The 26,732-nt window shown below is 73.1% G+C and carries 26 protein-coding genes; 18 read left to right on the forward strand and 8 right to left on the reverse strand.

The features are described 5' to 3' along the window. Positions 1-517: 517 nt before the first annotated feature. On the reverse strand, positions 518-2,707 hold the full coding sequence (locus JNO44_RS27660; protein WP_205366543.1) for a S9 family peptidase: 2,190 nt from the start codon (positions 2,705-2,707) through the stop codon (positions 518-520). Between the two features lie 233 nt (positions 2,708-2,940). Here JNO44_RS27660 and JNO44_RS27665 point away from each other — a divergent pair, with 233 nt between their 5' ends. The 9 genes from JNO44_RS27665 (at position 2,941) to JNO44_RS27705 (ending at position 12,636) form a co-directional block, all read left to right on the forward strand. Beyond that, on the forward strand, positions 2,941-3,135 hold the full coding sequence (locus tag JNO44_RS27665) for a hypothetical protein (RefSeq protein WP_067347230.1): 195 nt from the start codon (positions 2,941-2,943) through the stop codon (positions 3,133-3,135). A gap of 295 nt (positions 3,136-3,430) precedes the next feature. Beyond that, the gene (mshB, locus tag JNO44_RS27670) at positions 3,431-4,438 is read left to right on the forward strand and encodes an N-acetyl-1-D-myo-inositol-2-amino-2-deoxy-alpha-D-glucopyranoside deacetylase (protein ID WP_240167682.1); all 1,008 of its coding nucleotides are present in this window, start codon (positions 3,431-3,433) and stop codon (positions 4,436-4,438) included. Beyond that, positions 4,435-4,989: a DUF6113 family protein gene (locus JNO44_RS27675; protein WP_205366544.1), complete on the forward strand. Its 555-nt coding sequence runs from the start codon at positions 4,435-4,437 to the stop codon at positions 4,987-4,989. Before mshB ends, JNO44_RS27675 begins: the two co-directional genes overlap by 4 nt. Before the next feature lie 491 nt (positions 4,990-5,480). Beyond that, positions 5,481-7,517: a hypothetical protein gene (locus JNO44_RS27680; RefSeq protein WP_240167683.1), complete on the forward strand. Its 2,037-nt coding sequence runs from the start codon at positions 5,481-5,483 to the stop codon at positions 7,515-7,517. A gap of 174 nt (positions 7,518-7,691) precedes the next feature. Then, positions 7,692-8,651 (forward strand): ABC transporter ATP-binding protein, encoded by a 960-nt coding sequence (locus JNO44_RS27685; RefSeq protein WP_205366546.1) that lies wholly within the window; start codon positions 7,692-7,694, stop codon positions 8,649-8,651. After that, on the forward strand, positions 8,648-9,385 hold the full coding sequence (locus JNO44_RS27690) for an ABC transporter permease (RefSeq protein ID WP_039633077.1): 738 nt from the start codon (positions 8,648-8,650) through the stop codon (positions 9,383-9,385). The genes JNO44_RS27685 and JNO44_RS27690 overlap by 4 nt, the downstream gene beginning before the upstream one ends. Then, on the forward strand, positions 9,382-10,647 hold the full coding sequence (locus JNO44_RS27695; RefSeq protein ID WP_205366547.1) for an ATP-binding protein: 1,266 nt from the start codon (positions 9,382-9,384) through the stop codon (positions 10,645-10,647). The genes JNO44_RS27690 and JNO44_RS27695 overlap by 4 nt, the downstream gene beginning before the upstream one ends. 130 nt (positions 10,648-10,777) lie before the next feature. Then, the gene (locus JNO44_RS27700) at positions 10,778-11,383 is read left to right on the forward strand and encodes a response regulator transcription factor (protein ID WP_180990357.1); all 606 of its coding nucleotides are present in this window, start codon (positions 10,778-10,780) and stop codon (positions 11,381-11,383) included. Positions 11,384-11,514: 131 nt separating this feature from the next. Continuing rightward, the gene (locus JNO44_RS27705; RefSeq protein ID WP_205366548.1) at positions 11,515-12,636 is read left to right on the forward strand and encodes a PP2C family protein-serine/threonine phosphatase; all 1,122 of its coding nucleotides are present in this window, start codon (positions 11,515-11,517) and stop codon (positions 12,634-12,636) included. Positions 12,637-12,659: 23 nt separating this feature from the next. On the opposite strand, the gene JNO44_RS27710 is transcribed toward JNO44_RS27705, so the two are convergent. After that, positions 12,660-13,535, reverse strand: a complete 876-nt coding sequence (locus JNO44_RS27710) for a transglutaminase family protein (protein ID WP_205366549.1) — start codon at positions 13,533-13,535, stop codon at positions 12,660-12,662. Between the two features lie 17 nt (positions 13,536-13,552). After that, positions 13,553-14,617: a GNAT family N-acetyltransferase gene (locus JNO44_RS27715; protein WP_205366550.1), complete on the reverse strand. Its 1,065-nt coding sequence runs from the start codon at positions 14,615-14,617 to the stop codon at positions 13,553-13,555. A gap of 142 nt (positions 14,618-14,759) precedes the next feature. Between JNO44_RS27715 and fdxA the strand changes: the two genes are divergently transcribed. Together fdxA and dapC are read left to right on the forward strand one after the other, a co-directional pair. Continuing rightward, positions 14,760-15,086 (forward strand): ferredoxin, encoded by a 327-nt coding sequence (gene fdxA / locus JNO44_RS27720; RefSeq protein WP_016573354.1) that lies wholly within the window; start codon positions 14,760-14,762, stop codon positions 15,084-15,086. A 190-nt stretch (positions 15,087-15,276) separates the two neighbouring features. Then, complete coding sequence (gene dapC / locus JNO44_RS27725) at positions 15,277-16,428, forward strand: succinyldiaminopimelate transaminase (protein WP_205370641.1); 1,152 nt, start codon at positions 15,277-15,279, stop codon at positions 16,426-16,428. Positions 16,429-16,501: 73 nt separating this feature from the next. Here the strand turns inward: dapC and JNO44_RS27730 are convergent, their stop codons facing one another. After that, positions 16,502-16,975 carry an ATP-binding protein gene (locus tag JNO44_RS27730; protein ID WP_205366551.1) on the reverse strand — a complete coding sequence of 158 codons (474 nt, stop codon included), beginning with the start codon at positions 16,973-16,975 and terminating at the stop codon, positions 16,502-16,504. A 328-nt stretch (positions 16,976-17,303) separates the two neighbouring features. Continuing rightward, on the reverse strand, positions 17,304-18,239 hold the full coding sequence (locus JNO44_RS27735) for a VldE C-terminal domain-containing protein (protein ID WP_205366552.1): 936 nt from the start codon (positions 18,237-18,239) through the stop codon (positions 17,304-17,306). 42 nt (positions 18,240-18,281) lie between these two features. Here JNO44_RS27735 and dapE point away from each other — a divergent pair, with 42 nt between their 5' ends. Further along, a complete protein-coding gene (gene dapE, locus JNO44_RS27740; protein WP_205366553.1) occupies positions 18,282-19,382 on the forward strand; it encodes a succinyl-diaminopimelate desuccinylase in 1,101 nt (366 codons plus the stop codon). Positions 19,383-19,487: 105 nt separating this feature from the next. Further along, positions 19,488-20,240, forward strand: a complete 753-nt coding sequence (locus tag JNO44_RS27745) for an LOG family protein (RefSeq protein WP_205366554.1) — start codon at positions 19,488-19,490, stop codon at positions 20,238-20,240. Between the two features lie 206 nt (positions 20,241-20,446). On the opposite strand, the gene folP is transcribed toward JNO44_RS27745, so the two are convergent. Continuing rightward, positions 20,447-21,307: a dihydropteroate synthase gene (folP, locus tag JNO44_RS27750; RefSeq protein WP_205366555.1), complete on the reverse strand. Its 861-nt coding sequence runs from the start codon at positions 21,305-21,307 to the stop codon at positions 20,447-20,449. Positions 21,308-21,400: 93 nt separating this feature from the next. Here folP and JNO44_RS27755 point away from each other — a divergent pair, with 93 nt between their 5' ends. After that, positions 21,401-21,880 (forward strand): DivIVA domain-containing protein, encoded by a 480-nt coding sequence (locus JNO44_RS27755; protein WP_205366556.1) that lies wholly within the window; start codon positions 21,401-21,403, stop codon positions 21,878-21,880. Further along, positions 21,877-22,482, forward strand: coding sequence for a DNA-3-methyladenine glycosylase I (locus JNO44_RS27760; protein ID WP_205366557.1), 606 nt, complete (start codon positions 21,877-21,879; stop codon positions 22,480-22,482). The genes JNO44_RS27755 and JNO44_RS27760 overlap by 4 nt, the downstream gene beginning before the upstream one ends. A gap of 40 nt (positions 22,483-22,522) precedes the next feature. On the opposite strand, the gene chcB is transcribed toward JNO44_RS27760, so the two are convergent. Then, positions 22,523-23,323 carry a 2-cyclohexenylcarbonyl CoA isomerase gene (chcB, locus tag JNO44_RS27765; protein ID WP_205366558.1) on the reverse strand — a complete coding sequence of 267 codons (801 nt, stop codon included), beginning with the start codon at positions 23,321-23,323 and terminating at the stop codon, positions 22,523-22,525. A 323-nt stretch (positions 23,324-23,646) separates the two neighbouring features. On the opposite strand from chcB, the gene JNO44_RS27770 reads away from it, so the two are divergent. Continuing rightward, the gene (locus JNO44_RS27770) at positions 23,647-23,814 is read left to right on the forward strand and encodes a DUF3117 domain-containing protein (RefSeq protein WP_003985072.1); all 168 of its coding nucleotides are present in this window, start codon (positions 23,647-23,649) and stop codon (positions 23,812-23,814) included. Positions 23,815-23,987: 173 nt separating this feature from the next. On the opposite strand, the gene JNO44_RS27775 is transcribed toward JNO44_RS27770, so the two are convergent. After that, positions 23,988-24,671, reverse strand: coding sequence for an O-methyltransferase (locus JNO44_RS27775; protein WP_205366559.1), 684 nt, complete (start codon positions 24,669-24,671; stop codon positions 23,988-23,990). A 299-nt stretch (positions 24,672-24,970) separates the two neighbouring features. On the opposite strand from JNO44_RS27775, the gene sigE reads away from it, so the two are divergent. Then, a complete protein-coding gene (gene sigE / locus JNO44_RS27780; RefSeq protein ID WP_039633050.1) occupies positions 24,971-25,672 on the forward strand; it encodes an RNA polymerase sigma factor SigE in 702 nt (233 codons plus the stop codon). Continuing rightward, positions 25,669-26,616 carry an anti-sigma factor family protein gene (locus tag JNO44_RS27785; RefSeq protein WP_205366560.1) on the forward strand — a complete coding sequence of 316 codons (948 nt, stop codon included), beginning with the start codon at positions 25,669-25,671 and terminating at the stop codon, positions 26,614-26,616. The genes sigE and JNO44_RS27785 overlap by 4 nt, the downstream gene beginning before the upstream one ends. Positions 26,617-26,732: the final 116 nt, after the last annotated feature.

The following is a 26,732-nucleotide window of genomic DNA, read 5'->3' on the forward strand; positions in this document are numbered from 1 at the left end:
GGACGCTCCATGCTGAACAACGTACGGCCGTGCGGGTGCCGTAGGTCGGCCGGGAGGTGCCAGCGGCGCCCCGGCCGACCGCCGTTTTGTCGGTGTTTCGGGCCCCGATCCCCCCGTGTCTGTTGTCCGATGGACGAGATTGGTGTAGACCTGCGATAGCGCCTTCACGAATGCGGGGACGCGGTGGAGGTCGTGGGTCACCGATGCCGGCGGGTCGTGCCGACGACGTGTCCGCACGATGTCCGTCCATGACGTGCGTCGGGGCGCCTGTCCGCTACGCGGGTCCACGACGTGTGGTGGGTGCCTGTTCACGACGCGGGTCCACGACGTGTGGTGGGGTGCCTGTCCGTGACGTGCATCGGGCGCGCGTCCGCGGTACGTGTCCGTCCCGCGGACGAGCCGTCTCCACCGCGGTGCGCAGGGGGCGTTGTCATGACGGGCCCGTTGGTCGCCGCCGGCGACCGGTAGCCCGGCCGCCGGCATGCACCGGGAGGCATCGTCGCCCGGCGCACGGTCCTCAGTGGATGCCCAACGACCTCTTGAGGAAGTCCACCTGGAGCAGCAGCAGGTTTTCCGCCACCTGCTCCTGGGACGCCATGTGCGTCACCCCGGACAGCGGCAGCACCTCGTGCGGCCGGCCCGCGGCCAGCAGCGCCGAGGAGAGCCGCAGGGAGTGCGCCACCACCACGTTGTCGTCGGCCAGGCCGTGCACGATCAGCATCGGACGGTGCGGTTCCACCGCGCCGGACAACCCCTCGTCCGTCACCAGGGAGTTGAAGGCGTAGACCTCTGGCTCCTCGTCCGGGTGGCCGAGATACCGCTCCTGATAGTGGGTGTCGTACAGCCGCAGATCGGTGACCGGCGCCCCGACCACCGCGGCATGGAAGACCTCCGGCCGGCGCAGCGCCGCCATGCCCGCCAGATAGCCGCCGAACGACCACCCGCGGATCGCCACCCGCCCCAGATCCAGCGGGAAGGAACCGGCCAGCGCCTCCAGGGCGTGCACCTGGTCTTCCAGGGCCACCGGCCCGAGGTTCCGGGAGACCGCCTTCTCCCACGCGGGGGAGCGGCCCGGGGTGCCCCGGCCGTCCGCCACGATCACCGCGAAGCCCTGGTCGGCGAACCACTGGGAGGTCAGATGGGCGTTGTGCGCGGCGACCACCCGCTGGCCGTGCGGACCGCCGTAGGGATCGAGCAGCACCGGCAGCGGACCGTCGCCCTCCGTATAGCCGGTCGGCAGCAGCACCGCGCACGGGATCCGGCGCTCACCGGCGAGCACCAGCCGCGGCCGGGCGGTGAGATGCGGCGTCTCGGCATACGAGCCGATGACGGCCAGTACCTTCTCGCCGCCGTCCGGATCCAGCCGCACCACCTCCGACCGGGCGCCCGGTCGCTGCAACGACGCCTGGGTCAGCACCGTCAGCTCCCCGCCGCGCACCGCGGAGGACACCGTCGGATACGGCCGCTCGCCCACCCTCCCCCATGCCCTAAAGGCACGGGTGGTGCCCCCACCGCCGCCCTGGTCCCCGCTGCCGCGGAACCACGCCCGGTAGACCCCGATGTCGTGGGTGTCCGCGCCGCTCGCCGAGAACAGGACGTCGTCCTCGCCGATGTCCAGCACCGCCCGGACGTGCAGCGGCTCCCCGGTCAACGGCCGGTCGCCGACGAACAGCTTCCGGGCGCCGCCCTCGTCGGCGATCCGCACCAGCCGCCCGTCCGGCGTCCAGGCCGGCGCCCCCGGGAACGGCTCGACCCACGCGTCGTCCTGGTCCTCGTGCACCACGGTGGTCGCGCCGGTCTCCGGGTCGACCGTCAGATAGCGCTGGGCGCGCTGGTCCCGGGTCTGGACCAGCAGCAGCGGCGGACCGGCCGCCGACCAGTGCACGCGGGCCAGATAGGGGTAGCGCGCGGTGTCCCACCGGATGTCCGTCCGGGAGCCGTCCAGGCCGAACAGCGCCAGGGTGACCTCGGCATTGGCGCTGCCGGCCACCGGATACGGCACCCGCGCGGGCTCCCGGTCCGGGTGCGCGGGGTCGGCGATCCACCAGCGGGTCACCGGCGCGTCGTCGACCCGGGCGGCCAGCACCCGGTCTCCCTCCGGGGACCACCAGAAGCCCCGGTGGCGGTCCATCTCCTCGGCCGCGACGAACTCCGCCAGCCCCCAGGTGACATCGGGGCCGTCGGGCTCCGCCAACGCCCGGTCCGCGCCCGCGGCGCCGTCGCCGCCGCCGTCGGCCGCGACGACCCGCAGCGCGCCGTTCGCCACATAGGCCACATGGCGGCCGTCGGGGGACGGGCGGGGGTCCACCACCGGCCCCGACGCGGGGAGTTCCCGGGTGGTGCCGGCCCGCAGCTCCGAGACGAAGAGCCGCCCCGACAGCGCGAAGGCGGCCAACTCCACGGCGGAGTCGACGGCGTAACCGACGATGCCCGCCGATCCCTCGCGGCTGCGCTCGCGGCGCGCCCGCTCCTCAGGGGGGAGCTCCTCGTCCGCGCCGGCCAGCAGGGCGTGCGGGTCCGCCGCGGTGAACTCCCCTCCACCGTCCAGATCGAGGACCCAGAGCTGCTGACTGCGGTCGGTGCCGGTGCGGGACCGGAGGAAGACGACGCGCGCGCCGTCGGGGGAGAGGGCGAAGTCGCGGGGCGTGCCGAGTGTGAAGCGCTGGGTGCGCGCGTAGTGCCGGGGGAAGGGCAGCTGTCCGGTCATGCCGCCGAGCCTACGGCGGGAGGAGCCCGCCGGTGCGGGACTGTGGAAAACGGCGTGCGCCCCCGTCGTGCTCCGGTGCACCGACTTATGCGCAAGGACGGAAAGTTATGATCCCTTGCGCGTGGTGGGTACGGGGTAAAGAGCCCTTGGCATACCCGGGTACATGGCGCCGACCCGTCGGCTCCCGTACCGTCAACTCTGTCCGGACCGTGAGTACTTGGAGGTGAGCCGCCGTGGCACTCTCGATTTCGGCGGTGGTGCTGCTGGCGATCATCGTCTTCTTGCTGATCAAGAAGTCCGGGCTGAAGACGGTGCATGCATTTGTCTGCATGCTGCTGGGCTTCTATCTGGCCAGCTCGTCCATCGCCCCGACGATCAAGACCCTGACGACCAATGTCGCGGGGATGCTCGGCGGTATCAAGTTCTGATCGCGACCCGGCGGTCTCGGGGGCCTGTCCGGAGGGTCCCCGCGGGACCGCGGGGCCTGCTGTCGCACGTTCCTGGCTGACGCGGGGAGAGGCTCGCGCCCCGCGTCGTCGCATCGCCCGCGGACATCCGGTCCGCGGCCGGCGCCCCGCCCGGCACCGCGCGCCGCGGAGCGATCCACACCGGCCCGCCCGGTGGACCCCGGGCCAACCCCCGGCCCCGCGCTTCCACGGGGCGCGTGGGCGGCCGTCCCGATCGGCTGCGGAGGGTGCGGCGGGCGGCTCGTAGGCTGTCCGCATGACCTCCCACCCGTCGCCCGCCGCCACCCCGAGCGGAGCCGCTGCGCCGCGTGGCGCCGCGCCCGTTCCCTCTCGTCGCCTCCTCTTGGTGCACGCGCACCCGGACGACGAGTCGATCAACAACGGCGTCACCATGGCCAGATATGCCGCCGAGGGCGCACTGGTCACCCTGGTGACCTGCACCCGCGGCGAGGAAGGCGAGGTCATCCCGCCCGAGCTCGCCCACTTGGCGCCGGACCGCGACGACACCCTGGGCCCCTACCGCGTCGGTGAACTGGCCGACGCGATGGCCGCCCTCGGGGTCGCCGACCACCGCTTCCTCGGCGGCCCGGGCCGCTACCGGGACTCCGGGATGATGGGCGCGCCCCAGAACGACCGGCCGGGCTGCTTCTGGCAGGCCCCCGTGGACGAGGCGGCGGCCCACCTGGTGGCCGTCATCCGCGAGGTCCGCCCCCAGGTCCTGGTCACCTATGACCCGAATGGCGGATACGGCCACCCCGACCACATCCAGGCCCACCGCGTGGCGATGCGGGCCGCGGAGCTGGCCGCGGAGGCGGTCTTCCGCCCGGATCTCGGCGGCGCGTATGCGATCGAAAAGATTTACTGGAACTGCACCCCCCGCTCGGAGGTCGAGGCGGGCCTCGCCGCGGTGCGCGCGGCCGGGCATGGCTTCGCCGGGGTGGCGGCGGTGGACGACGTCCCGGGTGTGGTCCCGGACGACGCGGTCACCGCATCGCTCGCGGGCGAGGGCGCGGGCGCGTACGCGGATGCGAAGGCCGCGGCGATGCGCGCGCACGTGACGCAGATCGCGGTCGACGGGGCGTTCTTCGCGCTCTCCAACGCCCTGGGTCAGCCACTGTTCGGCACCGAGCACTACCGGCTGGTCCACGGGGCGTCCGGCGCGGCCGACGGGGAACGCGAGGACGATCTCTTCGCGGGAATCGGGGAGTCGACGGATTTGGTGGGTATGGAGGAGAGTGCCCGAATTGAGGAGGCGGCGGAATGACGACGTCCAAGGGTGGCGGGGCCGCGGACAAGGGCGGCGCCCGTAACGGCGGCGACGCGGAGAAGGCGAACAAGGCGGACAACGGACGGCGGACGCGGGCGTCCGGCGGCGGCCCGGCCGCGGCACGCGGTGGCGGTACCCCCGCGGCGCCGGCGGGCCGGCCCGTGCCGGGCGCACCGCTGACGCCGGGTCGGGTGGGCGTGTACGTCCTGCTGCTGGTCGCGGGCGTCCTGCTCGCGTTCGCCGGAACGCTTCTCCAAGCGGCCTGGTTCCCGGGCGGATTGCTGCTGGCCCTGGCCGGCATGGTCGGCCTCTTCTACGGGGGCTCCCGGGCCACCGGGACCGTGGGCGGGGTGCTGGTGCCCGGCGCCGCCTGGCTGGTGACGGTGTTCCTGCTGCTCAGCGAGGTCCGGCCGGAGGGCGATTTCCTGTTCGGGCCGGGTATCGGTTCGTACGCCTTCCTGTTGGGCGGCATCGTGATCGCTGTGATCTGCGCCACCGGGAGCCAGGTGCGTGCTACCGGCGTGTCCCCGGGCCGAGTTGGCGGATGACGTGGTTCATACCAGGACGGATGCCGCGCGGTTCCGGGTGACCGGCCGCGGTGCGGGGGCGGATCCCGGTGCGGCGGTCTTCCCGCGCACCCCGAGTGTCGGCCGGCAGCGGCCAGTATGGTGGTGCGCGCCGCCGCGCCGCCCTGGGGGCGCTTCCCCAGCTAACGCTGGGGGCTCCCCCACTCGGCCCGAGGCCGAGGATCATCTCTGACGAGCGGCGGAGCCAACCGGGAGAACCTGCTTTGAGTCGTGAATCTGACAGTTCGTCCTCCGGCCCCCGGGGCCGTGGCGGAGCCGTGTACCCGTCGGGGACACCGCCCTACGGCTCGCCCAGGGGAGAAACCGGCGAGACGCCGGTGCCCGGAGCCGCGGACCGGCCGGAGGAGCCCAAAACCGAGACCACGCTGACCACGCGGATCAAGATCAACATTCCGGGGTCCCGCCCCATCCCGCCGGTCGTCGTGCGCAAGCCCGTCGGTGAGGAGTCCGGCATGAACGCATCGGCTGCATCCGGCGGTTCCGCCGGCCCGTCCGGTTCCCCGGGGACGTCCGGTCCGGCCTTCGGCGGCGAACGGCCCGCCGAGCGCACGGCGGAGACGCCGCGGCCGGAGGCGGCGGCGGGCGAGGTACCCGCCGCCCCGAAGGAGAAGACGACCAGCGACTGGTTCTCGCCGCGCAAGCCGCAGGGTGCCGCCGGCGGGCCGCCGGCGGCACCCGCCGCCACCCCGGCGCCCGGGGCGGCCGGTGGCAAGCCCGCGCAGCGTCCGGACCTCCCGTACTTCTCGGACGCCCCGGCCGACTCCGGGCCGGTCGCGCAGAGCCCCGGCACGCCGTTCGACGGCGCCCGCGGGCACAGCGGTTCGCCCTACGAGAGCGACCCGCTCGGTGGCGACCCCCTGGGCAGCGACCCGTTGGTCGGCAACCCCCTGGGTGGTGACCCCCTCGGGAGCGCCCCCCTCGGGAGCGCCCCCCTCGGGAACGACCCGCTGGGCAGCGACCCGTTGGGCGGCGCCCCTCTCGGGGGCGATCCGCTGACCGGGCCCTCCCCGTTCGACGGTGGCCCGCGGGGCGAGGCGTCCCCGTTCGACGGTGGCCCGCGCGGCGGCTCGCCGTTCGACGCCCCGGCGCAGCCGGCCCGCGACCGCAACCCGTTCGACGCCCCGGCGGGCAGCGCCGCCCCCAACGGCCCGACGACCGGCCCGGCGCGCGGCGACTCGGCGCTCGACCTCCCGCCCGGATTCAGCGACCCCAGCGCCGGCAAGAGCGCCGCGGGCCGGATGAGCGACGACACCGCCGAACTCACCCCGCAGCCGTCGTCGCCCGGCGGCCTCGGTGTCACCGGCGGCATCACGGGCGGCCGGAAGGACAAGGGCGCCGGAACCGGCCCCAAGGGCGGCCCGAAGAGCGGCGGCCCCGGTGGCCGGGTGTCCGGCGACACCCTCGTCAGCGGGATCCCCAAGGTGCCCGGGAAGGCCGGACCGGCCGCCGCCACCCCGTTCGCCGGGGTGTCCGGTGGCGACGAGGAGAGCGCCGCCCTCAAGCCGCGGCCCAAGATCCCCGAGCCGATCAAGCCGCCCAAGAAGGGCCGCAACAAGCTGGTGCTCATCGGCGTCGCCGTCGTCGTCCTGGCCGGCGTCGCCTACGGCGCCGGGCTGCTGCTCGACCACGCCGACGTCCCCAACAACACCACCGCGCTCGGCGTCGACATCGGCGGCAGCTCCAAGGACGACGCGGTCAAGAAGCTGGAGACCGCCCTCAAGGACCGCCGCACCGCACCGCTCAAGATCACCGTCGACGGCCGGACCGAGACCCTGCTGCCGGCCCGGGCGGGCCTGGATATCGACCTGCAGGCGACGGTCCGCAACGCCTCCGGCCGGGACTACAACCCGGTCTCCGTCGTCGGCTCGCTCTTCGGCGTCAAGCGCACCGCCCAGCCCGCGGTGATCACCGACAAGGAGAAGCTGGCGGTCGCGCTCCAGGGCCTGACCGGGCCGGCGGACGCGGCGGCGGACGGCGGGATCACGTTCGAGAACGGCAAGGCGGTGCCGCACTACGGCGCGCCGCACAAGGCGATCGACGCCGCGGCCTCCGAGAGCAAGATCACCGACGCCTACCTCGACCGTGTCAGCACCGGCAGCGACACCCCCGTGGTGCTCGCCGCCACCACCCAGCAGCCCAAGGTCGACAAGGCCGCGGTGGACAAGGCCCTCAAACAGTTCGCCGAGCCGGCGATGTCCGGGCTGATCACGGTCCGGACGGACCCCCAGCACGCGGTCTCCTTCAGTCCGCAGAAGTCCATCCCGAAGTTCCTGTCCTTCAAGATCATCAGTGGCCAGCTGGTGCCGTTCTACGACCGGCCGGCGCTCAAGGAGCTCTACGGCAACACCTTCGACAGCGTCATGGTGACCAAGGGCGACGGCAGCAAGCACCCGGTCAGCGTCGAGGAGGTGGCCAGCGCGGTGGGCAAGGCACTGGTCGGCAAGACCCCCGCCGAGCGCGTGCAGACCATCGCGACCAACGGCAGCTGACGCCCGCGGTACCGCGCACCGGCCGCCGTAGAATACGGAAAGAGCAGGTCAGAGGCCCTCTGGGGCGAGTCCTCCGGGATTCCCCCTAGGGGGCCTCACCCATGACATCTGTCATGCCGATTCGCAGACGGTTGACACTGCCGCATGGTCCGACGATCCAGGAAGCTGAATGGCATGACGACGACAGCTACCACCACAGCCACCACCGCGCAGGACGCGGGACGGGCCCCGGTGGTCAGCTTCCAGGGGGTCAGCAAGAGTTACGGCGCGGTGCGCGCGGTGGCCGATCTGCACCTGGAGCTGCACCCCGGCGAGACCGTCGCACTCCTCGGCCCCAACGGCGCGGGCAAGTCCTCCACCCTCGACCTGCTCCTCGGCCTCCGCACCCCCGACACCGGATCGGTGTCCCTGTTCGGCACCACTCCGCAGCGCGCCATACAGCAGGGCAAGGTCGGCGCGATGCTCCAGAGTGGCGGCCTCATGGAGGGCGTCAAGGTGCGCGAGCTGGTCCAGCTGGCCCGCGATCTGCACCCGCAGGGCTATCCGGTGGACCAGATCCTGGCCAACGCCGGCATCACGGACATAGCCGACCGCCTGGTCGGCAAGCTCTCCGGCGGCCAGGAGCAGCGCGTGCGGTTCGCCCTCGCCACCGCCGGAGCCAACGACCTGATCGTGCTGGACGAGCCCACCACCGGCATGGACGTCTCCTCCCGGCAGACCTTCTGGGGCGCCATGCGCCGCCAGGCCCAGGAGGGCCGCACGGTCCTCTTCGCCACGCACTACCTCGAAGAGGCCGACGAGATCGCCGACCGGGTGATCGTGCTGCACCGCGGCCGGGTGCTGGCCGACGGCACCTCCGCCGAGATCAAGGCCCGCGCCGGCGCCCGCCGGATCAACTTCGACCTGACCGAGCCGGCCGACCGCGCCGCGCTGGAGGCCCTGCCGCACCTCACCGCGCTGACCGTGTCCGCCAGCGGCTCCGGGAGCACCGTCCGCATCCAGTCCCAGGACGCCGACGCGACCGTGCACGCCCTCTACGGCCTCGGTCTCTACCCGCGCAACCTCGAAGTCTCCGGCCTCGGCCTGGAGCAGGCGTTCATCGCCATCACCACCGCCGAGGAGGCGGCCCGATGACCACTCTGATCAAGCTTGAGATCATCCGCGCGCTGCGGAACAAGAAGTTCATGTTCTTCTCGGTGATCTACCCGCCGGCGCTCTACCTGATCATCGCCGGCGGCGCGGACAGCAAGCCGATCCCCGGCACGGGGCTCAACATGGGCCTGTACTACATGGTCTCGATGGCCGCGTTCGGCGCCATGACCGCCGTCCTGCTGGGCAACAGCGAGCGCATCGCCAAGGAGCGCGAGCAGGGCTGGGTGCGCCAGCTGCGGCTGACCGCTCTGCCCGGCCGCGGCTACGTCGCCGCGAAGATAGCCGCCGCGGCGACGGTCAGCCTGCCCTCGATCCTGCTGGTCATGATCGCCGCCGCGACGGTCAAGGGCGTCCGCCTCGAAGCCTGGCAGTGGATCGCCATCGCCGTCGGCACCTGGCTCGGCAGCTTCGTCTTCGCCGCCCTGGGCGTCGCCATCGGCTATCTGGCCAGCGGCGACGCGGTCCGCCCGATCTCCATGCTCTGCTTCTTCGCACTGGCCTTCCTCGGCGGCCTGTGGATGCCGATGACGCTGCTGCCGCAGTGGGTGCAGAACATCTCCGAGTGGCTCCCGACGCACGCCTACGCCGCGCTGGGCACCGCCGTCGAGGCCGGCGGCGCGCCGCACGTCAAGGACATGGCGATCCTGCTCGGCTACCTCCTCCTCTTCGTGGGCGGTGCGGCCTGGCTGTATCGCAAGGACACTCGGAAGGCATGAGACCGGTGGAGACGAAGAGCGCGTTCGACGACCGGAACCCGGTGCTGATCGGACAGCGGCCGCGCAGCCGTCGCCAGGCCCTGCGCAAGGCGATGTGGATCGCCGTCTGGCTGCTCTACCTCGCCGGCCCGGTGGGGGAGCTGACCGGCCACGGTTTCAGCACCGCCCAGCGGACCTGGGGCATCACCGGCCTCGCGCTCTACGTCCTCGCCTACGTCGTCCTGATCTTCCGCCACATGTGGCACCGACCGCCCGTCTCCCAGCGGTACACCCCGCTGGCGTTGATGCTGGCGCTGTCCGTCGCCCTGACATGGACACTGGGCTCCACCTGGCTGGTGCTGTTCATCTTCACCAGCGTGGCCTCCGCCGTGGTGCTGCCCTGGCAGCGCTCCCGCTGGGCCATACCGCTGGTCACCGCGGTGGTGATCGTCGTCGGCGCCCGCTATCCGGAGATACGCGGCTACTACCTCTTCGCGTACGCCCTGCCCGCCCTCGGCAGCGGCTTCGTCATGGTCGGCGTGCAGAACCTGATCCGCACCACCCAGGAGCTCCGCGCCGCCCGGGAGGAGGTCGCCCGCCTCGCCGCCAACGACGAGCGGCTGCGGCTCGCCCGCGATCTGCACGACCTGCTGGGCCACTCGCTCTCCTTGATAACGCTCAAGAGCGAGCTGGCCGGGCGGATGCTGCCCGGCCGCCCCGAGGACGCCGCCAAGCAGGTCGCCGATATCGAGCAGGTCAGCCGCCAGGCCCTGGTCGACGTCCGCGAGGCGGTCACCGGCTACCGCCGCCCCCGCCTCGCCGTGGAGCTGGCCGGTGCCCGCGCCGCGCTGCGCACCGCCGACATCGCGCTGACCGTCGATCCGGCCCTGGAGGACGAGTCGCGCGGACTGACCGCCGACACCGAGGGCGCCCTGGCCTGGGCGCTGCGCGAGGCGGTCACCAACGTCGTCCGGCACAGCGGCGCCGGCCGCTGCGCACTGCTGCTCACCGAGGAGTGGGAGGCCGACGACCGCCACTACGTCTGCCTCACGGTGAGCGACGACGGGGACGGCCCGCCCCGCACCCAGCACGACGGCAACGGCCTGGCCGGCCTCCGCGAGCGGCTGGCACTCGCCGACGGCCGTCTGGAGACCGGCCAGCCCCGCGGGTCGCGGGGCTTCACCCTGCGCGCGTACGTCCCCAAGAGCACTCCCGCCGCGTCCCCCGACGACCCGATACCCGTGCCGGACACGGCTCCCGGAGCGGCGAACCGCTCGCTCTAGGGGGTGTGTCCGGCGGATTCGGGGCGCGGCCGGGCCCGGGGCGGCCGGGCCCCCTACGCGCCGTTCCCGCCCGCTTTCCCCGCGCCGGCTGCGGGCCGCCGTGTCGGTGCCAGGCCGTAAGCTGACCCGCATGATCAGACTGCTGCTGGCGGAGGACCAGTCGATGGTCCGGGAGGCGCTGGCAGCGCTGCTGTCCCTGGAGGACGACCTGGAGGTCGTCGCCCAGGCGGCGCGCGGCGACGAGGTCGTCGGGCAGGCGCGGGCCCACGAGGTCGATGTCGCACTGCTGGACATCGAGATGCCGGGCCTGAGCGGACTGGACGCCGCCGCCCTGCTGCGCGCGGAGCTGCCCGACGTGAAGGTCGTCATCCTCACCACCTTCGGCCGCCCCGGCTATCTGCGCCGGGCCATGGAGGCGGGCGCGGACGCCTTCCTGGTCAAGGACGCCCCGGCGGCCCGGCTCGCGGAGGCGGTGCGCCGGGTGCTGCGCGGGGAGCGGGTCATCGACCCGGTGCTGGCGGCGGCCGCGCTGGCTGACGGCGCCAGCCCGCTGACCGACCGCGAGCGCGAGGTGCTCCGGGCCGCCGCCGACGGCTCCACCAACGCCGAGATCGCGGCCGCCCTGCACCTGTCCCAGGGCACGGTCCGCAACTACCTCTCGCTCGCCATCCAGAAGACCGGCGCCCGCAACCGCGCCGAGGCGGTCCGCACCGCCCGCGACAAGGGCTGGCTCTAGGTCTGTCCGATGGGGCCTGGCCGGCCCGGGCCGATCGCACCGTCGGCGCCGTGTCCAGGACCTTCGCCGGTGCGCGGCCGGGCCTTCGCCCCTGTGCGGGCTCGCGGAACGTCCCGCAGGCTTGAAGTGTCATGCCAGCCCATCGCCCCGCCGAGGGTGGCCTCCTCACCCCCGCGCTGCTGATTCTCGCCATCCTGATCGTCGCGACCGTGGACGCGACGACCGGCCCGGAGCTGCACATCTCCGCCTTCATGGGCATCGCCCCGCTGGTCGCCGCGCTGCGCTGCTCCTACCACCGGACGCTGCTGGTGGCCGTGGTCTACGTCGTCTGCCTCACCTACGTCGATCTGCTGACGGTGCCGGACTGGGCCCCGGCCAGCCGGGTTGTCGGCGTCTTCGGCGCGTTCCTGGTGGGCGTCTTCGCCCTGGTGCTGTGCCGTACCCGACTCGAACGTGAGGCGCTGCACGCCCGCACCACTCTGGTGGCCGACACCGTGCAGCGGGCGATGCTGCGCGAGCTGCCGCTGCGCGCCGGACCGCTGGAGGCGTACGGCTTCTATGTGTCCGCCCAGGAGGGCGCCCGGGTCGGCGGCGACATCTACGAGGCCGTCGACACCCCGCACGGGCTGCGGCTGATGATCGGCGACGTCCAGGGCAAGGGCATGCCGGCGATCGGCGCGGGTCTGGAGGTGCTGGCGTCGTTCCGCGAGGCGGCGCAGTACCAGGAGTCGCTGGAGGGCGTGGCCGGCCGGATGGAGCAGGCGCTGACCCGCTACAACGCCCGCTCCGCCAAGGAGGGCGCCGACGAGCGCTTCGTCACCGCACTGCTGCTGGAGGTCCGCGCGCCCGGCCGGGCCCGGCTCCTGTCCTGTGGCCACATCCCGTACTACGTGGTGCGGGACGGCATCGTCCAGGAGCGCTCCGACGGCGAGGGCGGGCTCCCCCTGGGGCTGGGCGGACTCAGCCGCGAACCGCGCCGGAGCGTCCGCATCCAGCACGAACCCCACGACTGGGTGGTGCTGTGCACGGACGGCGTCACCGAGGCCCGCGGCGGCGACGGCCGCTTCTACCCGCTGGCCGAGCGGCTCACCGCCTGGGTCGACCTGGAGCCGGTCGAGCTGGCCCGCACCCTCCGTGCCGACCTGGAGCGCTTCACCGGCGGCGACCTGAAGGACGACGCCACGCTGCTGGTCGTCCGCCGTGCCCCGGCGGAGCAGACCGCGCCGGCGCCGGCCCGGACCGCGGCGGCCTGACCGGGCCCGGCCCCGTCGAGCCCTCAGTTCAGCCGGGCCCGGGCCGCCCCGGCCTCCCGGCGCAGCGCGGTCGCCGCGGCCGGCTGGACCGGCTCCAGCACCCGCGCGTACTCCTCCAACTCGGCCGCCCCGGCCAGGAACTCGCCCCGCTGGACGAGGAGTTGGGCGCGTTCATGGCGCAGTCGCGCCGGATGGCTGGGCAGCAGCAGCGACAGGTCCAGCGCCCACAGATGGACCGCGCTGTGCTCCGGCCGGGCCTGGGCCCAGGCCCGGATGTTGTTGAGGATCCTTTGGACGATCTCCAACGGGCCGGCCGGGGTCAGCATCCCCGGGGTCAGCGCCTCACCGGTCGCCCCCGCGACGATCATCGCCGCGTCCTGGTCGGTGAGCAGCCGCCCGCCCTCGAACGGATCCGCCAGCACATGCCGCCCGGCCGGATCCCCGAGGCCGACGACGAAGTGGCCCGGCAGCGCCACCCCGTACACCGGCGCCCCGGCCCGCCGGGCGACCTCCAGCCAGACCACCGACAGCAGGATCGGCAGCCCGTGGCGCCGCCGCAGCACCTCGTGCAGCAGCGACGACTCCAGCCTGCGGTAGGCGCCGGGCGAGCCCACGAAGCCCTCCCGGGTGCCCAGCAGCTCGGCGAGGTTCCGGGCCCAGGCGCCGGGGCCGCCGGCGGGGGAGTGCGGCAGCAGACCGGCCAGCCGGTCCAGTTCGATCTGGGCCGCGTCGACACCGGCCTCGTCCAGGGCGGGATCAGCCTCGGCGCCGATCAACAGGCACAGCAGCGCGAGGTCGGGCCGCTCCTCGCGGGCCGCCGCCGCGAACTGCCGCCGCCGCTCGTCGCGCGCCGCGTCCCGCTCGGGCCCCGGTTCCCCGCGCTCCGCTCGCTCACCCATACCGGACGGATACCCCCTCAGATCCCGGCCCCGCCGCCCGCCGGGCCGCGTCGATAGTGATAGCCGTGGTGCTCGACGAACCCCAGCCCGTCGTAGAGCGCCCGGCTGCCGGCGTTGTCCGCCTCGACCTGGAGGTACGCAGCCGAGGCGCCCTCGGTCAGGGCCCGCTCGGCGAGCGCCGCCATCACCAGTGTTGCCAGTCCCTCGCGCCGCCGCTCGGGCGCGGTCTCCACCGCGGCGAACCCCGCCCAGCGCCCGTCGACAGTCAGCCGTCCGATCGCCGCGGTGCCGCCGTCCGGCGCCGGCACCCGTGCGAACCACACCGAGGGGCCGCCGGTCAGCACCGCCAGCCCCGTCGCCGTGGCCGCCCCGGTCCGGTTGTACAGGCCCAGCCAGCCGTCGTCCGGCTGCCGGGAGAGCAGTACGCCCGAGGTGTCCGCCCCGGTGTCCGCGAGCGGCGCCAGCGCCGCGATCCGCACGGAGGTGTGCGCCTCGTCGCGCCATCCGCGCTCGGCCAGCGCCGCGGCCAGTCGCTCGTCGGCGTCCGCCCGCCCGGTGGCGACGGAGACCAGGGCGGGCAGTCCGCGATCGGCGTACCACCGGGTGACCCGGTCCAGCGCCTCGTCCAGGGGGACGCCGGGGTCGCCGAGCGGCAGCACGGAGTTGGCGCGGCGGGTGAAGCCGGTCCGCTCCGGGCCGCCGGGAGCGCCCGCCGCGTGCGCCGTCTCCTGGACGGACGCCCGCAACGTCCACTCACCGAGACGCTCCGTCTCAACGGCAGGCCACCCGCGGGCGGCCACCTCCTGGAGCTCCCGCACCGTGGCCGCCGGGACCTTCCGGCGGGCCGGCGCAGCCGGGACAACCTTGGCCGCTACCAGCGAAGACTCCTCGACCCGTACGGATCCGCCGTCCCGCCGTGTGATGCTCAGCACACCGTCGTCCCATGATGTGAGAACGCCGATCGCGTCGGTGAACGCGGGCTCCCCGGCCGGAGCCCCGGTCAAGCGCCGGACGGATACCCTTTTGCCCACGTCGGCACGGGTGATCCGGACCTCCGCGCGCCCGCCGGAGAGGAATTCCATTGATCTCTAACCGCCCCTCTTGTTCGTCTCGTGCCCGGGAACGGAGATACTAGGTGGCGGGCATCGACGACGCCGCGCTCCCGCGCGCCCAGCGGCGGTACCGCCGATCGGTCCGCCGGCCCTACCGAGGAGGAACGACAGCGTGACCTACGTCATCGCGCAGCCTTGTGTCGACGTCAAGGACAAGGCATGCATCGAGGAGTGCCCCGTCGACTGCATCTACGAGGGCTCTCGGTCCTTGTACATCCACCCGGACGAATGCGTCGACTGTGGTGCCTGTGAGCCGGTCTGCCCGGTTGAGGCGATCTTCTACGAGGACGACACTCCTGAGGAGTGGAAGGACTACTACAAGGCGAACGTGGAGTTCTTCGACGAGCTCGGTTCCCCGGGCGGTGCCAGCAAGCTCGGCCTGATCGAGCGCGACCACCCGTTCATCGCCGCGCTGCCGCCGCAGAACCAGGACCACTGACACCCCGGAGGGCGGAGTGGAGCCGGCCGGCTCCTCCCGTGCCTCCGAGGCCGCTGGGGATAGCCCCGGCATGAGCTGGGGAAGGCCATACGGCGCCGCCCGGTCCCGTACGGCCCACCCGCTGTACGGGACCGAGGCGTTTTCGCGCGCCGACGTCCCCCGCGCCACCCCGTACGAGAAAGAGAGCACCGTGGGCGCAGTCTCCTCCCGCCACCCGTCAGGCGCGACCCTCCGCGACCGCCTGCCCGCCTTCCCGTGGGACCGCCTGGAGCCGTACAAGGCGACCGCCGCCGCCCATGCGGACGGCATCGTCGACCTCTCCGTCGGCACCCCGGTCGACCCGGTGCCCGCGCTGGTCCAGCGCGCGCTCACCGACGCGGTGGACAGCCCCGGCTATCCCACGGTGTGGGGCACGACCGCCCTCCGGGACGCGCTCACCGGCTGGGCCGCCGACCGCCTCGGCGCCCCCGACCTGGCGCACACCAACGTGCTGCCGGTCGTCGGTTCCAAGGAACTCGTCGCCTGGCTGCCGACCCAGCTGGGCCTGGGCCCCGGCGACAAGGTGGCCTACCCGCGGCTGGCCTACCCCACCTACGAGGTCGGCGCCCGCCTGGCCGGCGCCGAGCCGGTCGTCTACGACGCCGAGACGTTCGCCTCTTCCGGCGCGGGCATCGACCTGGACCCGACCGGCCTGAAGCTGCTCTGGCTCAACTCCCCGTCCAACCCCACCGGCCAGGTGCTCACCGTCGACGAGCTGCGCCGCACCGTCGCCTGGGCCCGCGAGCACGGCGTCCTGGTCTTCAGCGACGAGTGCTACCTCGAACTGGGCTGGGACGCCGAGCCGGTCTCCGTCCTGCACCCGGACGTCTGCGGCGGCTCCTACGAGGGCATCGTCGCCGTCCACTCGCTGTCCAAGCGCTCCAACCTCGCCGGCTACCGCTCCGCGTTCCTGCTCGGCGACGCCGCGGTCCTCGACGACCTCCTCCAGATCCGCAAGCACGGCGGGATGATGGTGGCCGCGCCTGTCCAGGCCGCCACCGTCGCGGCGCTCGGCGACAGCGTGCACGTCGCCGAGCAGCGCGAGCGCTACGCCGGCCGCCGCACCGCGCTGCGCACCGCCTTCGAGGCCGCGGGCTTCCGCATCGAGCACAGCGAGGCGTCGCTCTACCTCTGGGCGACCCGCGACGAGCCCTGCTGGGACACCGTCGGCGACCTCGCCAAGCGCGGCATCCTGGTCGCCCCCGGCGACTTCTACGGCACCGCGGGGGAGCAGTTCGTCCGGATCGCCTTCACCGCCACCGACGAGCGGGTGGCCGCCGCGGTGCGCCGCCTGACCGCATGAGCCGCTGAACCACCGCACGCACGGGGGCCCGGGGAGAGCAGTTCCCCGGGCCCCCGCGGCGTCGTGCGGAAGATCAGTTGGAGTGGGTGCTGGTGCCGATCGGGAGCCCGCCGATCAGGCCGTGGACCGGCATGCGCGGCTCCTGGGGGGCGCCCACGAGGCGCTTGACCGCCTCGCCGGCCAGCGAGTTGGTCGACATGCCCTTCTTCGCGACCGGACGGGCCGCGTCCTCCGCCTGACGGGCGGTCTCCTGGGTCAGCGGCGCGGCCTCCTCGACGATCGGGGCCAGCGTCCGGACCAGCGCGGGGGCGAGGGTGCGCGCGGCCTCGTCGCCGGTCTTGTTGACCAGGCCGACGCCGGTCCGTGCGGCGCCGTCCAGGGTCTTGGCGGTGTTCGCGGAGTCCACGGTGGTCAGTCCGCCCAGCTCGTTGCCCTGAGGCGGCAGGTTCACAGCGTTCGCGGATCCGGCCGCGGCGACCACGGGAGCGGCGCCCGCCGCGACCAGCAGGGCGGCTCGGGCGATCCGACGCGTAACGGGGAGGGACATGGTGCTCCTTTTACGGAGAAGAACTCGTACTTCTGACAGATGTGCCATGTCCGCCGGGCGGACGGACGCCCTGAATACCGCGTCAGGTGCCCGAAGGTTGCGGTGAAATCCGGTAAAGAATTGGCAACGTGTCATATAATCTACCCTCGATAAATACGAGGAATATGTGCGCGCGCCGAAGCCGTGCGGAAAGGTCACAGACCTCTCAACGCAAGGGAATTGGCCGAGGATACGGTCGCAACCAGGTGAAATCCCGGACCAGGAAAGGGCATTGCTGCCGCGCCGCCCGTCGGCGACGTCAACCACGGTCCCCCGATGGGTCGGTGGACTACTGCGCGGTGACGATCCGCACCGCGCCCGCGGCGTCCCCGGCCGCCGCCGCGCCCTGCCAGCCCTTGTCCGAGTCGGCCGCCGTCCACGTCCGCCCGGCGTACGAGATCCGCTCGATGTGCAGGTCGGCGGCGTGCGCCAGCGCCCAGTTCGCCAGCTGCCAACCACGCTGGCCGGCATCGCCCGGGGTCGTCGCCTGGTACCCGTCCGACTGCACCGGCACCGTCAGGCTGCGGCCGGAACCCGCCGTGCGCCCGCCGGCCGCGTCCTTCCGCGGCAGCACGTCCGCGCCGAACTCCCGCACCAGCTTCTCCCGCACCTTCGCCGCGCCGTCCGGCCCGGCGCCGTCCACGGGGTGGCTCACCGTGCAGCTCAGCACGTCCCCGTTCCGGCCGGTCAGCGCCCCGGTGAGCAGTGCCGCATTCGCCTCGTGTTTGGCGTACGCCTGCGGATAGCCGCTGCGCTGCACCTTCTGCGCGGCAACGGTCAACGGCAGCCGGGAATAGCCGGGGACTTTCACCAGATGGCGGTAGAACTCCCCGGACGAATAGACCGGGTCCATGATCTGTTGCACGGTGCCCCAGTCCTGCGAAGGCCGCTGCTGGAATAGCCCCACCGAATCCCGGTCGCCGAAATTGATGTTGCGCAGCCCGGACTCCTGCATCGCGGTCGCCAGCGCGATCGTCACCGCCCGCTCCGGCAGCCCGCGCGAGGCCGCCACCGCCGAGATCGTCGCGGCGTTCGCGGCCTGCTCGGGGGTGAGCTCGTACGGGTCCCCGTCGCCCTGGACACGCACCGAACAGCGCGGCGCCCCGGGGCCGCTGGTGACGTACTGCACCAGGAGATACACGACCACCCCGAGAAGGACGGCGACCGCCGCGGCGGTACGCCACAGGCGGGCGCGACGGGCAGGGGAAACGGGCTGGGCGGACACGCAGCACAACGTACCCGAGGGCCGCCGGATAGGGTCGGCTCCATGGAGCGCACCACTCACCCCGGCCTTGACCTGTCGCTGGACGCCGCCGCGCTGACCGCCCAGCTCGTCGACTTCCCGTCCGAGAGCGGCGACGAGAAGGACCTCGCGGACGCCGTCGAGGACGCCCTGCGCGCCCTGCCGCACCTGACCGTCGACCGGTACGGCAACAACGTCGTGGCCCGCACGCACCTGGGCCGCGCCGAGCGGGTGGTGCTCGCCGGACACCTCGACACCGTGCCGATCGCCGACAACGTCCCGTCCCGGCTCGACGAGCACGGCGTCCTGTGGGGCTGCGGCACCTGCGACATGAAGTCCGGGGTCGCCGTCCAGCTCCGGATGGCCGCCACGGTCCCCGCCCCCAACCGGGACCTGACCTTCGTCTTCTACGACAACGAAGAGGTCGCCGCGCACCTCAACGGCCTCGGCCACGTCGCCGACGCCCATCCCGACTGGCTCACGGGCGACTTCGCCGTCCTCCTGGAGCCCTCCGACGGCCAGGTGGAGGGCGGCTGCCAGGGCACCCTCCGGGTCCTGCTGCGCACCCGGGGCGAGCGCGCCCACTCCGCGCGCAGCTGGATGGGCGCCAACGCCATCCACGCCGCCGCCCCCATCCTGGCGAAGCTCGCCGTCTACGAGCCGCGCCGCCCGGTCATCGACGGCCTGGAATACCGCGAGGGCCTCAACGCGGTCCGCGTCGAGGGCGGGGTGGCGGGCAACGTCGTCCCCGACGAGTGCACCGTCACCGTCAACTTCCGCTACGCGCCCGACCGCACCCCCGAGGAGGCGGTGGCCCACGTCCGCGAGGTCTTCGCGGACTGCCCCGTGGACGAGTTCGTCATCGACGACCACTCCCCGGGGGCGCTGCCCGGGCTGTCCCATCCGGCGGCCCAGGCGTTCATGGCGGCGGTCGGCGGCACCGCCAAGCCCAAGTTCGGCTGGACCGACGTCTCCCGCTTCAGCGCCCTCGGCGTCCCGGCTGTCAACTACGGGCCCGGCGAGGCGCTGCTGGCCCACAAGAAGGACGAGCGGGTCGCGATCGACCGCATCCTGCACTGCGAGGACCGGCTGCGCGCCTGGCTGACCGCCGGCCCGGCGGCCTGACGGCCCCGTCGCCGACCGCCTGCATACCCGGCGAATTCCCTTCCGCTTCACACCGACGGATCTACGCTGAAGTGGCAAACGATCTGTCAGCGGAGGGAGCACGTCATGGTCGACCCCGAGGGAGCGTACGTCCCTGAGGAGCAGCGACTGGGCCCCGTACTGCGCCGGCACGACCAGGTGCAGACCGGCACGACGACGGACCAGCGGCTGCTGGACTTCGAAGGCCCCTCCGAGTGGGTGCACACCGACCCCTGGCGCGTGATGCGGATCCAGTCGGAGTTCGTCGAGGGCTTCGGCGCGCTGGCCGAGCTGGGCCCGGCCGTCAGCGTCTTCGGCTCGGCCCGCACCCCGCGCGGCACGGCGGAGTACGACGCGGGCGTGCGGATCGGCGCCGCGCTGGTGAAGGCCGGCTTCTCGGTGATCACCGGCGGTGGCCCCGGGGCCATGGAAGCCGCCAACAAGGGCGCCTTCGAGGCCGGCGGCACCTCCGTCGGGCTCGGCATCGAGCTGCCCTTCGAGCAGGGCATGAACGAGTACGTGAACCTCGGGGTGGACTTCCGCTACTTCTTCGTCCGGAAGACCTGTTTCGTGAAGTACGCGCGCGGCTTCGTCGTCCTCCCCGGTGGACTCGGCACCCTCGACGAGCTCTTCGAGGCGCTGACCCTCGTCCAGACCCGCAAGGTCACCCGCTTCCCGATCGTGCTGTTCGGCTCGGACTACTGGAGCGGGCTGCTCTCCTGGCTGCGCGAGACGGTGGTCTCCCAGGGGAAGGCGTCGGTGCACGACCTGGAGCTGTTCCACCTCAGCGACGACGTCGACGAGGCGATCGCCCTGGTGACCAAGGAGGTCGGGATCTAGAACCGGGCCGGGATCGGGGACGGGGCCGGGGACGAGGGGTGGGGACGCGGGGCGAGATCGGTGGCGAAACGGCCCCGACCCCCGTTCGCCGGCCGTCGTCCGCCGCGGGAATCGGGAATACCGCCCGCCCCCGCCCCGTTCTGGCCCCGCAGGGGGCGCGGCCATCCCCTAGGGAATCCGTTCGCACGCCGCCTGGGCGCGCCCCCTCAGGCCAGGCCGCGGCGGGCGACCGCCGGCGGGCGGTGGCCGGCGATCGAGGCCACCATGTCCAGCACCTGGCGGGTCTCGGCGACCTCGTGGACGCGGTAGACCTGGGCGCCCAGCCAGGCGGAGACGGCGGTGGTCGCGAGGGTGCCCAGTACCCGCTCCTTGACCGGCTTGTCCAGCGTCTCGCCGACGAAGTCCTTGTTGGACAGCGAGACCAGCACCGACCACCCGGTCTCCGCCATCTCGCCGAGCCGCCGGGTCGCCTCCAGGCTGTGCCGGGTGTTCTTCCCGAAGTCGTGCCCCGGGTCGATCATGATCCCGTCCCGCCGGACGCCCAACTCCACGGCCCGCTCGGCCAGTCCGAGCGTCACCCGCAGGATGTCGGCCATCACGTCGTCGTAGACCACCCGGTGCGGCCGGGTACGCGGCTCGGCACCGCCCGCGTGGGTGCACACCAGGCCCACGTCGTACCGCGCGGCGACCTCGGCGAGCCGCGGGTCGACCCCGCCCCAGGCGTCGTTGAGCAGATCGGCGCCGGCCTCGCACACCGCCTCGGCGACCTCGTGCCGCCAGGTGTCGACGCTGATCACCACGTCGGGGTGGCGGCGCCGTACCTCGGCCACGAAGCCGACCGTGCGGCGGGCCTCCTCTTCGGCGTCCACCTCCTCACCGGGGCCGGCCTTGACGCCGCCGATGTCGATGATCGCGGCGCCTTCGGCGATCGCCTGTTCCACGCGGTGCAGCGCGGGTTCGTCGCGGAAGGTCGCACCCTGGTCGTAGAAGGAGTCCGGCGTCCTGTTGACGATCGCCATGATCACCGGCTCATGCGCCCCGAACTCGCGTTTTCCCAGCCGCAGCATTCCCTTGACTCCCTCTCCGTGGTCCGGGAGCGACCCTAACTGTCAGACCCGCATGGCACGATCGGTGCAGGCACTCAGTCCGGGGAGTTGGTCGTGTTCTGGTTCATGCTGATCGCGCTGGTCGTGGTGGTGGCCGCGGTCACGCTGGTCGTCGTCGGCGGGGGAGACGCCGGCGGGGAGGGCGGCGGCCTGCGCGAGGCCGAGCCCGCGGGCCTGTACGACCCGCTGCCCCAGGACCGCCCGCTGGCCCGGGCCGATGTGGAGGCCGTCCGGCTGCCGATGGCCGTCCGCGGCTACCGCATGGACGACGTCGACGACATCCTGGACCGCCTCGGCGCCGAGCTCGCCGAGCGGGACGCCCGGATCGCCGAGCTGGAGGCCGCGCTGGCCGGCGCCAACGCCGCGGCGATGGGCGGGCCGGGCCTCATAGAGGGTGCGTCGCCGGTGCCGCCCGCGGTCGGACCGGCCGGGCGGCCGGGTACGCCGGGCGGTGCCGCGGAGCCCGACAGTCCGGATGACCCCGAGCGGGGAGACGGCCGCGCCGAGCGCGGAGAAGGCGAGGAGCAGGCATGAGCGGAGTGGTGACGGCGCCCGACGGCGTCCCGCGCTGTCCCTGGGGCATGGAATCCGAGCAGATGGTGGACTACCGCGTCTACCACGACACGGAGTGGGGCCGTCCGGTCCACGGCGACGACGCGCTCTTCGAGCGGATGAGCCTGGAGGCGTTCCAGTCCGGGCTGTCCTGGATCACGATCCTGCGGCGCCGCGAGGGGTTCCGCACCGCGTTCGCCGGCTTCCGGATCGCGGAGGTGGCGCGGTTCACCGACGAGGACGCCGAGCGGCTCCTCGTCGACCAGTCCATCATCCGCAACCGCGCCAAGATCACCGCAACGATCGCCAACGCCAAGGTCGCCGCCGACCTGGCCCCCGGCGAGCTCGACGCGCTGATCTGGTCCTACGCCCCGGCGCGGGCCGGCCGCCCGGCGCCGCGCACCAGAGGCGACCTCCAGCCGGTGACCCCGGAGTCCACCGCCCTCGCCAAGGACCTCAAGAAGCGCGGCTTCCGGTTCGTCGGCCCGACCACCGCGTACGCCATGATGCAGGCGTGCGGCCTGGTCAACGACCACCTCGCGGACTGCCATGTGCGCGCGGTGGTGGAGGCGGCGGCCGCCTGACCGCCGGCCGGGCCCGCCGCCCGTCCACCGCGCGCCGGGCTCAGCGCCCCAGGAAGACCGGCTTCTCCTTCTTGACGAACGCCTCCACCGCGCGGTGGTGGTCCTCCGAGGCCCCGGCCCGGACCTGGAGCTCGTCCTCCTTCTGAAGGGTCTCGGCGAGCGCGCGCCCGGCGCCGAAGGCCAGCGACTCCTTGATCGCGGCGTAGGCGGCGGTCGGCCCCTCGGCCAGCCGGCGGGCCACCGCCGCCGCCTCGTCGGCCAGCTCGTCCGCGGGGACGACCTTGTTGGCGATGCCCAGCTCGTGCGCCTCCTGGGCGCCGACCGAGCGCGGGAAGAGCAGCAGATCGGCGGCCCGGCCGTGGCCGATCAGCCGGGGCAGCGTCCAGGACATCCCGGAGTCCGCGGTCAGTGCCACCCCCGCGAACGAGGTGTTGAAGGAGGCCGTGTCGGCGATCACCCGGTAGTCGGCGGCCAGCGCGAAGCCCGCACCGGCGCCCGCCGCGACCCCGTTGACCCCGGCCACCACCGGCTTGGGCATCCCGGCCAGCGCCGTGACGATGGGGTTGTAGTGCTCCCGCACGGTGTTCATGGTGTGCCCGGTACCGGCCTTCCGGTCCTCGGCCAGCAGCCCGATGTGCTCCTTGAGGTCCTGTCCGACGCAGAACGCGCGCCCGGTGGCGGTCAGCAGCACCGCCCGCACGGCCGGGTCGGCGGCGGCCTCCTGAAGGATGTCCCGGAGTGCGACCTTCGCCTCCGTGTTCATCGCGTTCATGGCATCGGGGCGGTTGAGAGTGACCGTCGCCAGTCCGTCGGTCACGTCGTAGAGCACGGTGTCGGCCATAGTGGAGTCCCCTCCGTCGCGGCTCTGGACTGCCGGGTAACGGCAGCCAGCGCTCAGGATGCCGGAGATCATCCGGCGTCGGCATGTGACGTACGTCAAAGATTGTGGGCGCGAGGGGTGGCGGAGAGTGGCGCAGTATCGCAGGGCGCTCCCCGAATTGGGTGGGTTTGCGGGAGCGCGTTGCCAAAGGGATGCCCCCTGATGTTGGTCATCGGGTCGTTCGATGCGGGATAATGGCCTGGAAGCAATGTGTTCGACGCCGGTGACACGCGCCTAACAAGGCCATCGGCTGAGATGAGCTGGTTTCAGGAAGGGGAACGAGCATGGCGGCCATGAAGCCGCGGACGGGTGACGGCCCGCTCGAGGTGACCAAGGAGGGGCGGGGCATCGTCATGCGCGTTCCGCTCGAAGGCGGCGGTCGGCTCGTCGTCGAGCTGACCCCCGACGAGGCCAAGGCCCTGGGTGAGGCCCTGGAGAAGGTCACCGTCTGACGAGGGCGGAGAAACCGCTGCGGTTTTCGGGGACTCCACCCCGGTACCTCCAGCCAGATACCCCGGCCCCGGCACGCGGCACGCCAAGAAACGGCGTGCCGCGTGCCGGGGCCGTTTCGCGTGCCCACGCGCGGTCGTGGAACGGTGCTCGGGCCGGGTCGGGGACGAGTGGCTCAGCCGCGCTTGACCGCGCAGAGCAGCCCGTCGCCGACCGGTAGCAGGGCCGGCACCAGCGCGCTGCTCTCCCGAATGGCCCGCAGCAGCTCGCGGACCCGCAGCACCTCGTCGGGCTGCTCCGCGGAGTCCACCGTCCGGCCGTCCGCGAAGACGCCCTGAAAGCAGACCAGGCCGCCGGGGCGCAGCAGACGCAACGATTCAGCGAGGTACTCCAGGTACTCCATGAGGTCGCCGTCGCAGAAGACGAGGTCGTAGCCGCCGTCCGCCAGGCGCGGCAGGACGTCCAGGGCCCGGCCCGGGATGAAGCGGGCGCGGTTGCCGGCGAAGCCCGCGGCGCGGAACGCCTGCTTGGCGAAAGCCTGCCGCTCCGGTTCGAGGTCCACGGTGGTGAGCACGCCGTCCGGGCGCATGCCGTGCAGGAGGTAGATGCCGGACACCCCGGTGCCGGTGCCGATCTCGGCGACGGCCTTGGCGCCGGCGGTGGCGGCGAGCATCCGCAGGGCCGCGCCGGTGCCGGCGGTCACTGTACGGACACCGACCTCCCGGGCGCGGTCGCGGCACCAGAGCAGGGCGGTGTGGGCGTCGTCGTCGAGGGTTCCGGCGCCGTACGCCTCGGCGAATGCCAAGCTCGTCTGCCGGTTGCCGGTAATGGCCCTCTCCTGTCCCCGTAGTTGACGCAACCGTGACTGTATCCGCTGTGTGCGGGAACCCGCAGATGGGACCGGGCGTTAGGAGAGGGCGAGGGGAGAGACGGGGGGACGCACCGGTGGATACCGCGCAAGAGGCCCGGCGAGAGCCGCGGCAGGACGAGAAGCCAGACCAAATGCTGGTCAAAACTGCTTATCCGGAGCTAACGGGCGAGGTGGATATGGTAGGGGCTCTACTGGACACCACCAGAGCCACCAGGGGAGGTGCGGCTGCGGCGGGTGACCGAAGGGTGCGCAGGCGCTTGCGACGGTCGTTCGCCGGGCCGAAATCCGTGACCAACACCGCTGACCGATTCCGCCCTCACGGCCCCAAGGCCAGGGGAGGGGCCCCCATCGCCGACGCCCCCACAGCGACCTTCGCCGCCGACGCGGACGTGCAGGCGTGGTCTCCGCCCACCTGGGAGGAGATCGTCAGCACGCACAGTGCACGGGTGTACCGCCTCGCCTACCGCCTCACCGGCAATCAGCACGACGCCGAGGATCTGACGCAGGAGGTGTTCGTCCGCGTCTTCCGCTCGCTGTCGACGTACACCCCCGGCACCTTCGAGGGCTGGCTGCACCGCATCACGACCAACCTCTTCCTGGACATGGTCCGTCGCCGTCAGCGTATCCGCTTCGACGCGCTCGGTGACGACGCCGCCGAGAAGCTCCCCAGTCGTGAGCCCGCACCGCAGCAGCAGTTCGACGACACCCACTTCGACGCCGACGTCCAGCACGCGCTGGACACCCTCGCGCCCGAGTTCCGCGCCGCCGTGGTGCTCTGCGACATCGAGGGCCTGTCGTACGAGGAGATCGCCGCGACGCTCGGCGTCAAGCTCGGCACGGTCCGCAGCCGGATCCACCGGGGCCGCTCCCACCTGCGCAAGGCGCTCAAGCACCGCTCGCCGGAGGCGCGTGCGGAGGAGCGCCAGGAGCAGCGGCGCGAGCAGCGGACCCTGGCCGTGGTGCCCAGTAGGGAGGTCGGAATCGCGTGAGCGGCAGTGGCGGTCCGTCCCCCGCCGAGCAGCATCTCGGCGACCGCCTCGCAGCCCTGGTCGACGGTGAACTGGGGCACGACGCACGGGAGCGGGTGCTGGCGCACCTCGCGACGTGCGGGAAGTGCAAGGCGGAGGCCGACGCGCAGCGTCGGCTGAAAAGCGTGTTCGCGCAGGCGCTGTCCCCCGGGCCCTCCGAGGGGCTGCTGGCGCGCCTTCAGCAGTTGCCCGGCGGTGATCCCGACGGGCCGGGCAGCCGGCTGGGCAACGGCACCTTCGGCCGCGGCGAGTTCGCCCGCGGCGACGGTGCGTTCCGTTACGTGCCCTCGGACGACCACCTCGGCGGCGCCATGGCGGCCGTCGCCGCCCCGTCCCGGGCGCGCGGCTTCCGGGTGCAGGAGCCGGAGCGCGGTGCCCCGCAGCGGCGCCGGCTCGTGTTCGCGGCGGCCGGGGCGGTCTCGTTGGCGGCGTTCGCGCTCGGTGGCGCCCTCCCGCTGGAGGCCGCCGTCGACGTGCCCGGCCCCCGCGCCGAGGGCAGCGGCACCGCGGTCACCCCGCTCAGCGCCCGTCCCGCGGCCGGCTCCGGCGTCTTCTCCCGCGATGCGGGGGGCCCGATCGCGCGTGAGCCCGGTCCCGGGTCCTGGCCCTCCGCCAGCGACCCCACCGGTGCCCCCGCGCCGAGCCCGATGTCCCTGCTCGCGCCGGGTGAGAGCCGTCCCTCGGACGTGGTGCCGGCGTTCAGCCCCGCGCCCGGCCGTTTCGGTCTCTCGCCGCTGATAGCCGCCACCGGCCCGGCGACGGATTTCCGCTTCGCCCAGCTGTCTGCCTTGAGCGGTAATGTTCCGGTAAGTCATGTCCCGCCGTCGCTGCCGCCCCTGGAGCCGATGCGGCCCCTGCTCGGCTCGCCGGCCCCCACCGGCCAGTCCGCCTCCGGCCCGCACTGACCGGGCTCTGCGCGTCCCCGCCCGGAACTGGTTGAATCCCTTGTCGGGCGGCGCGCCCCTGCCCGGGGCGCGTACCGCACGGGCCTGTCGCCGGACAGGTCCCAGGTGGCGGTGGC

This window comes from Streptomyces noursei (assembly GCF_016917755.1).
Lineage (GTDB): Bacteria > Actinomycetota > Actinomycetes > Streptomycetales > Streptomycetaceae > Streptomyces > Streptomyces yunnanensis.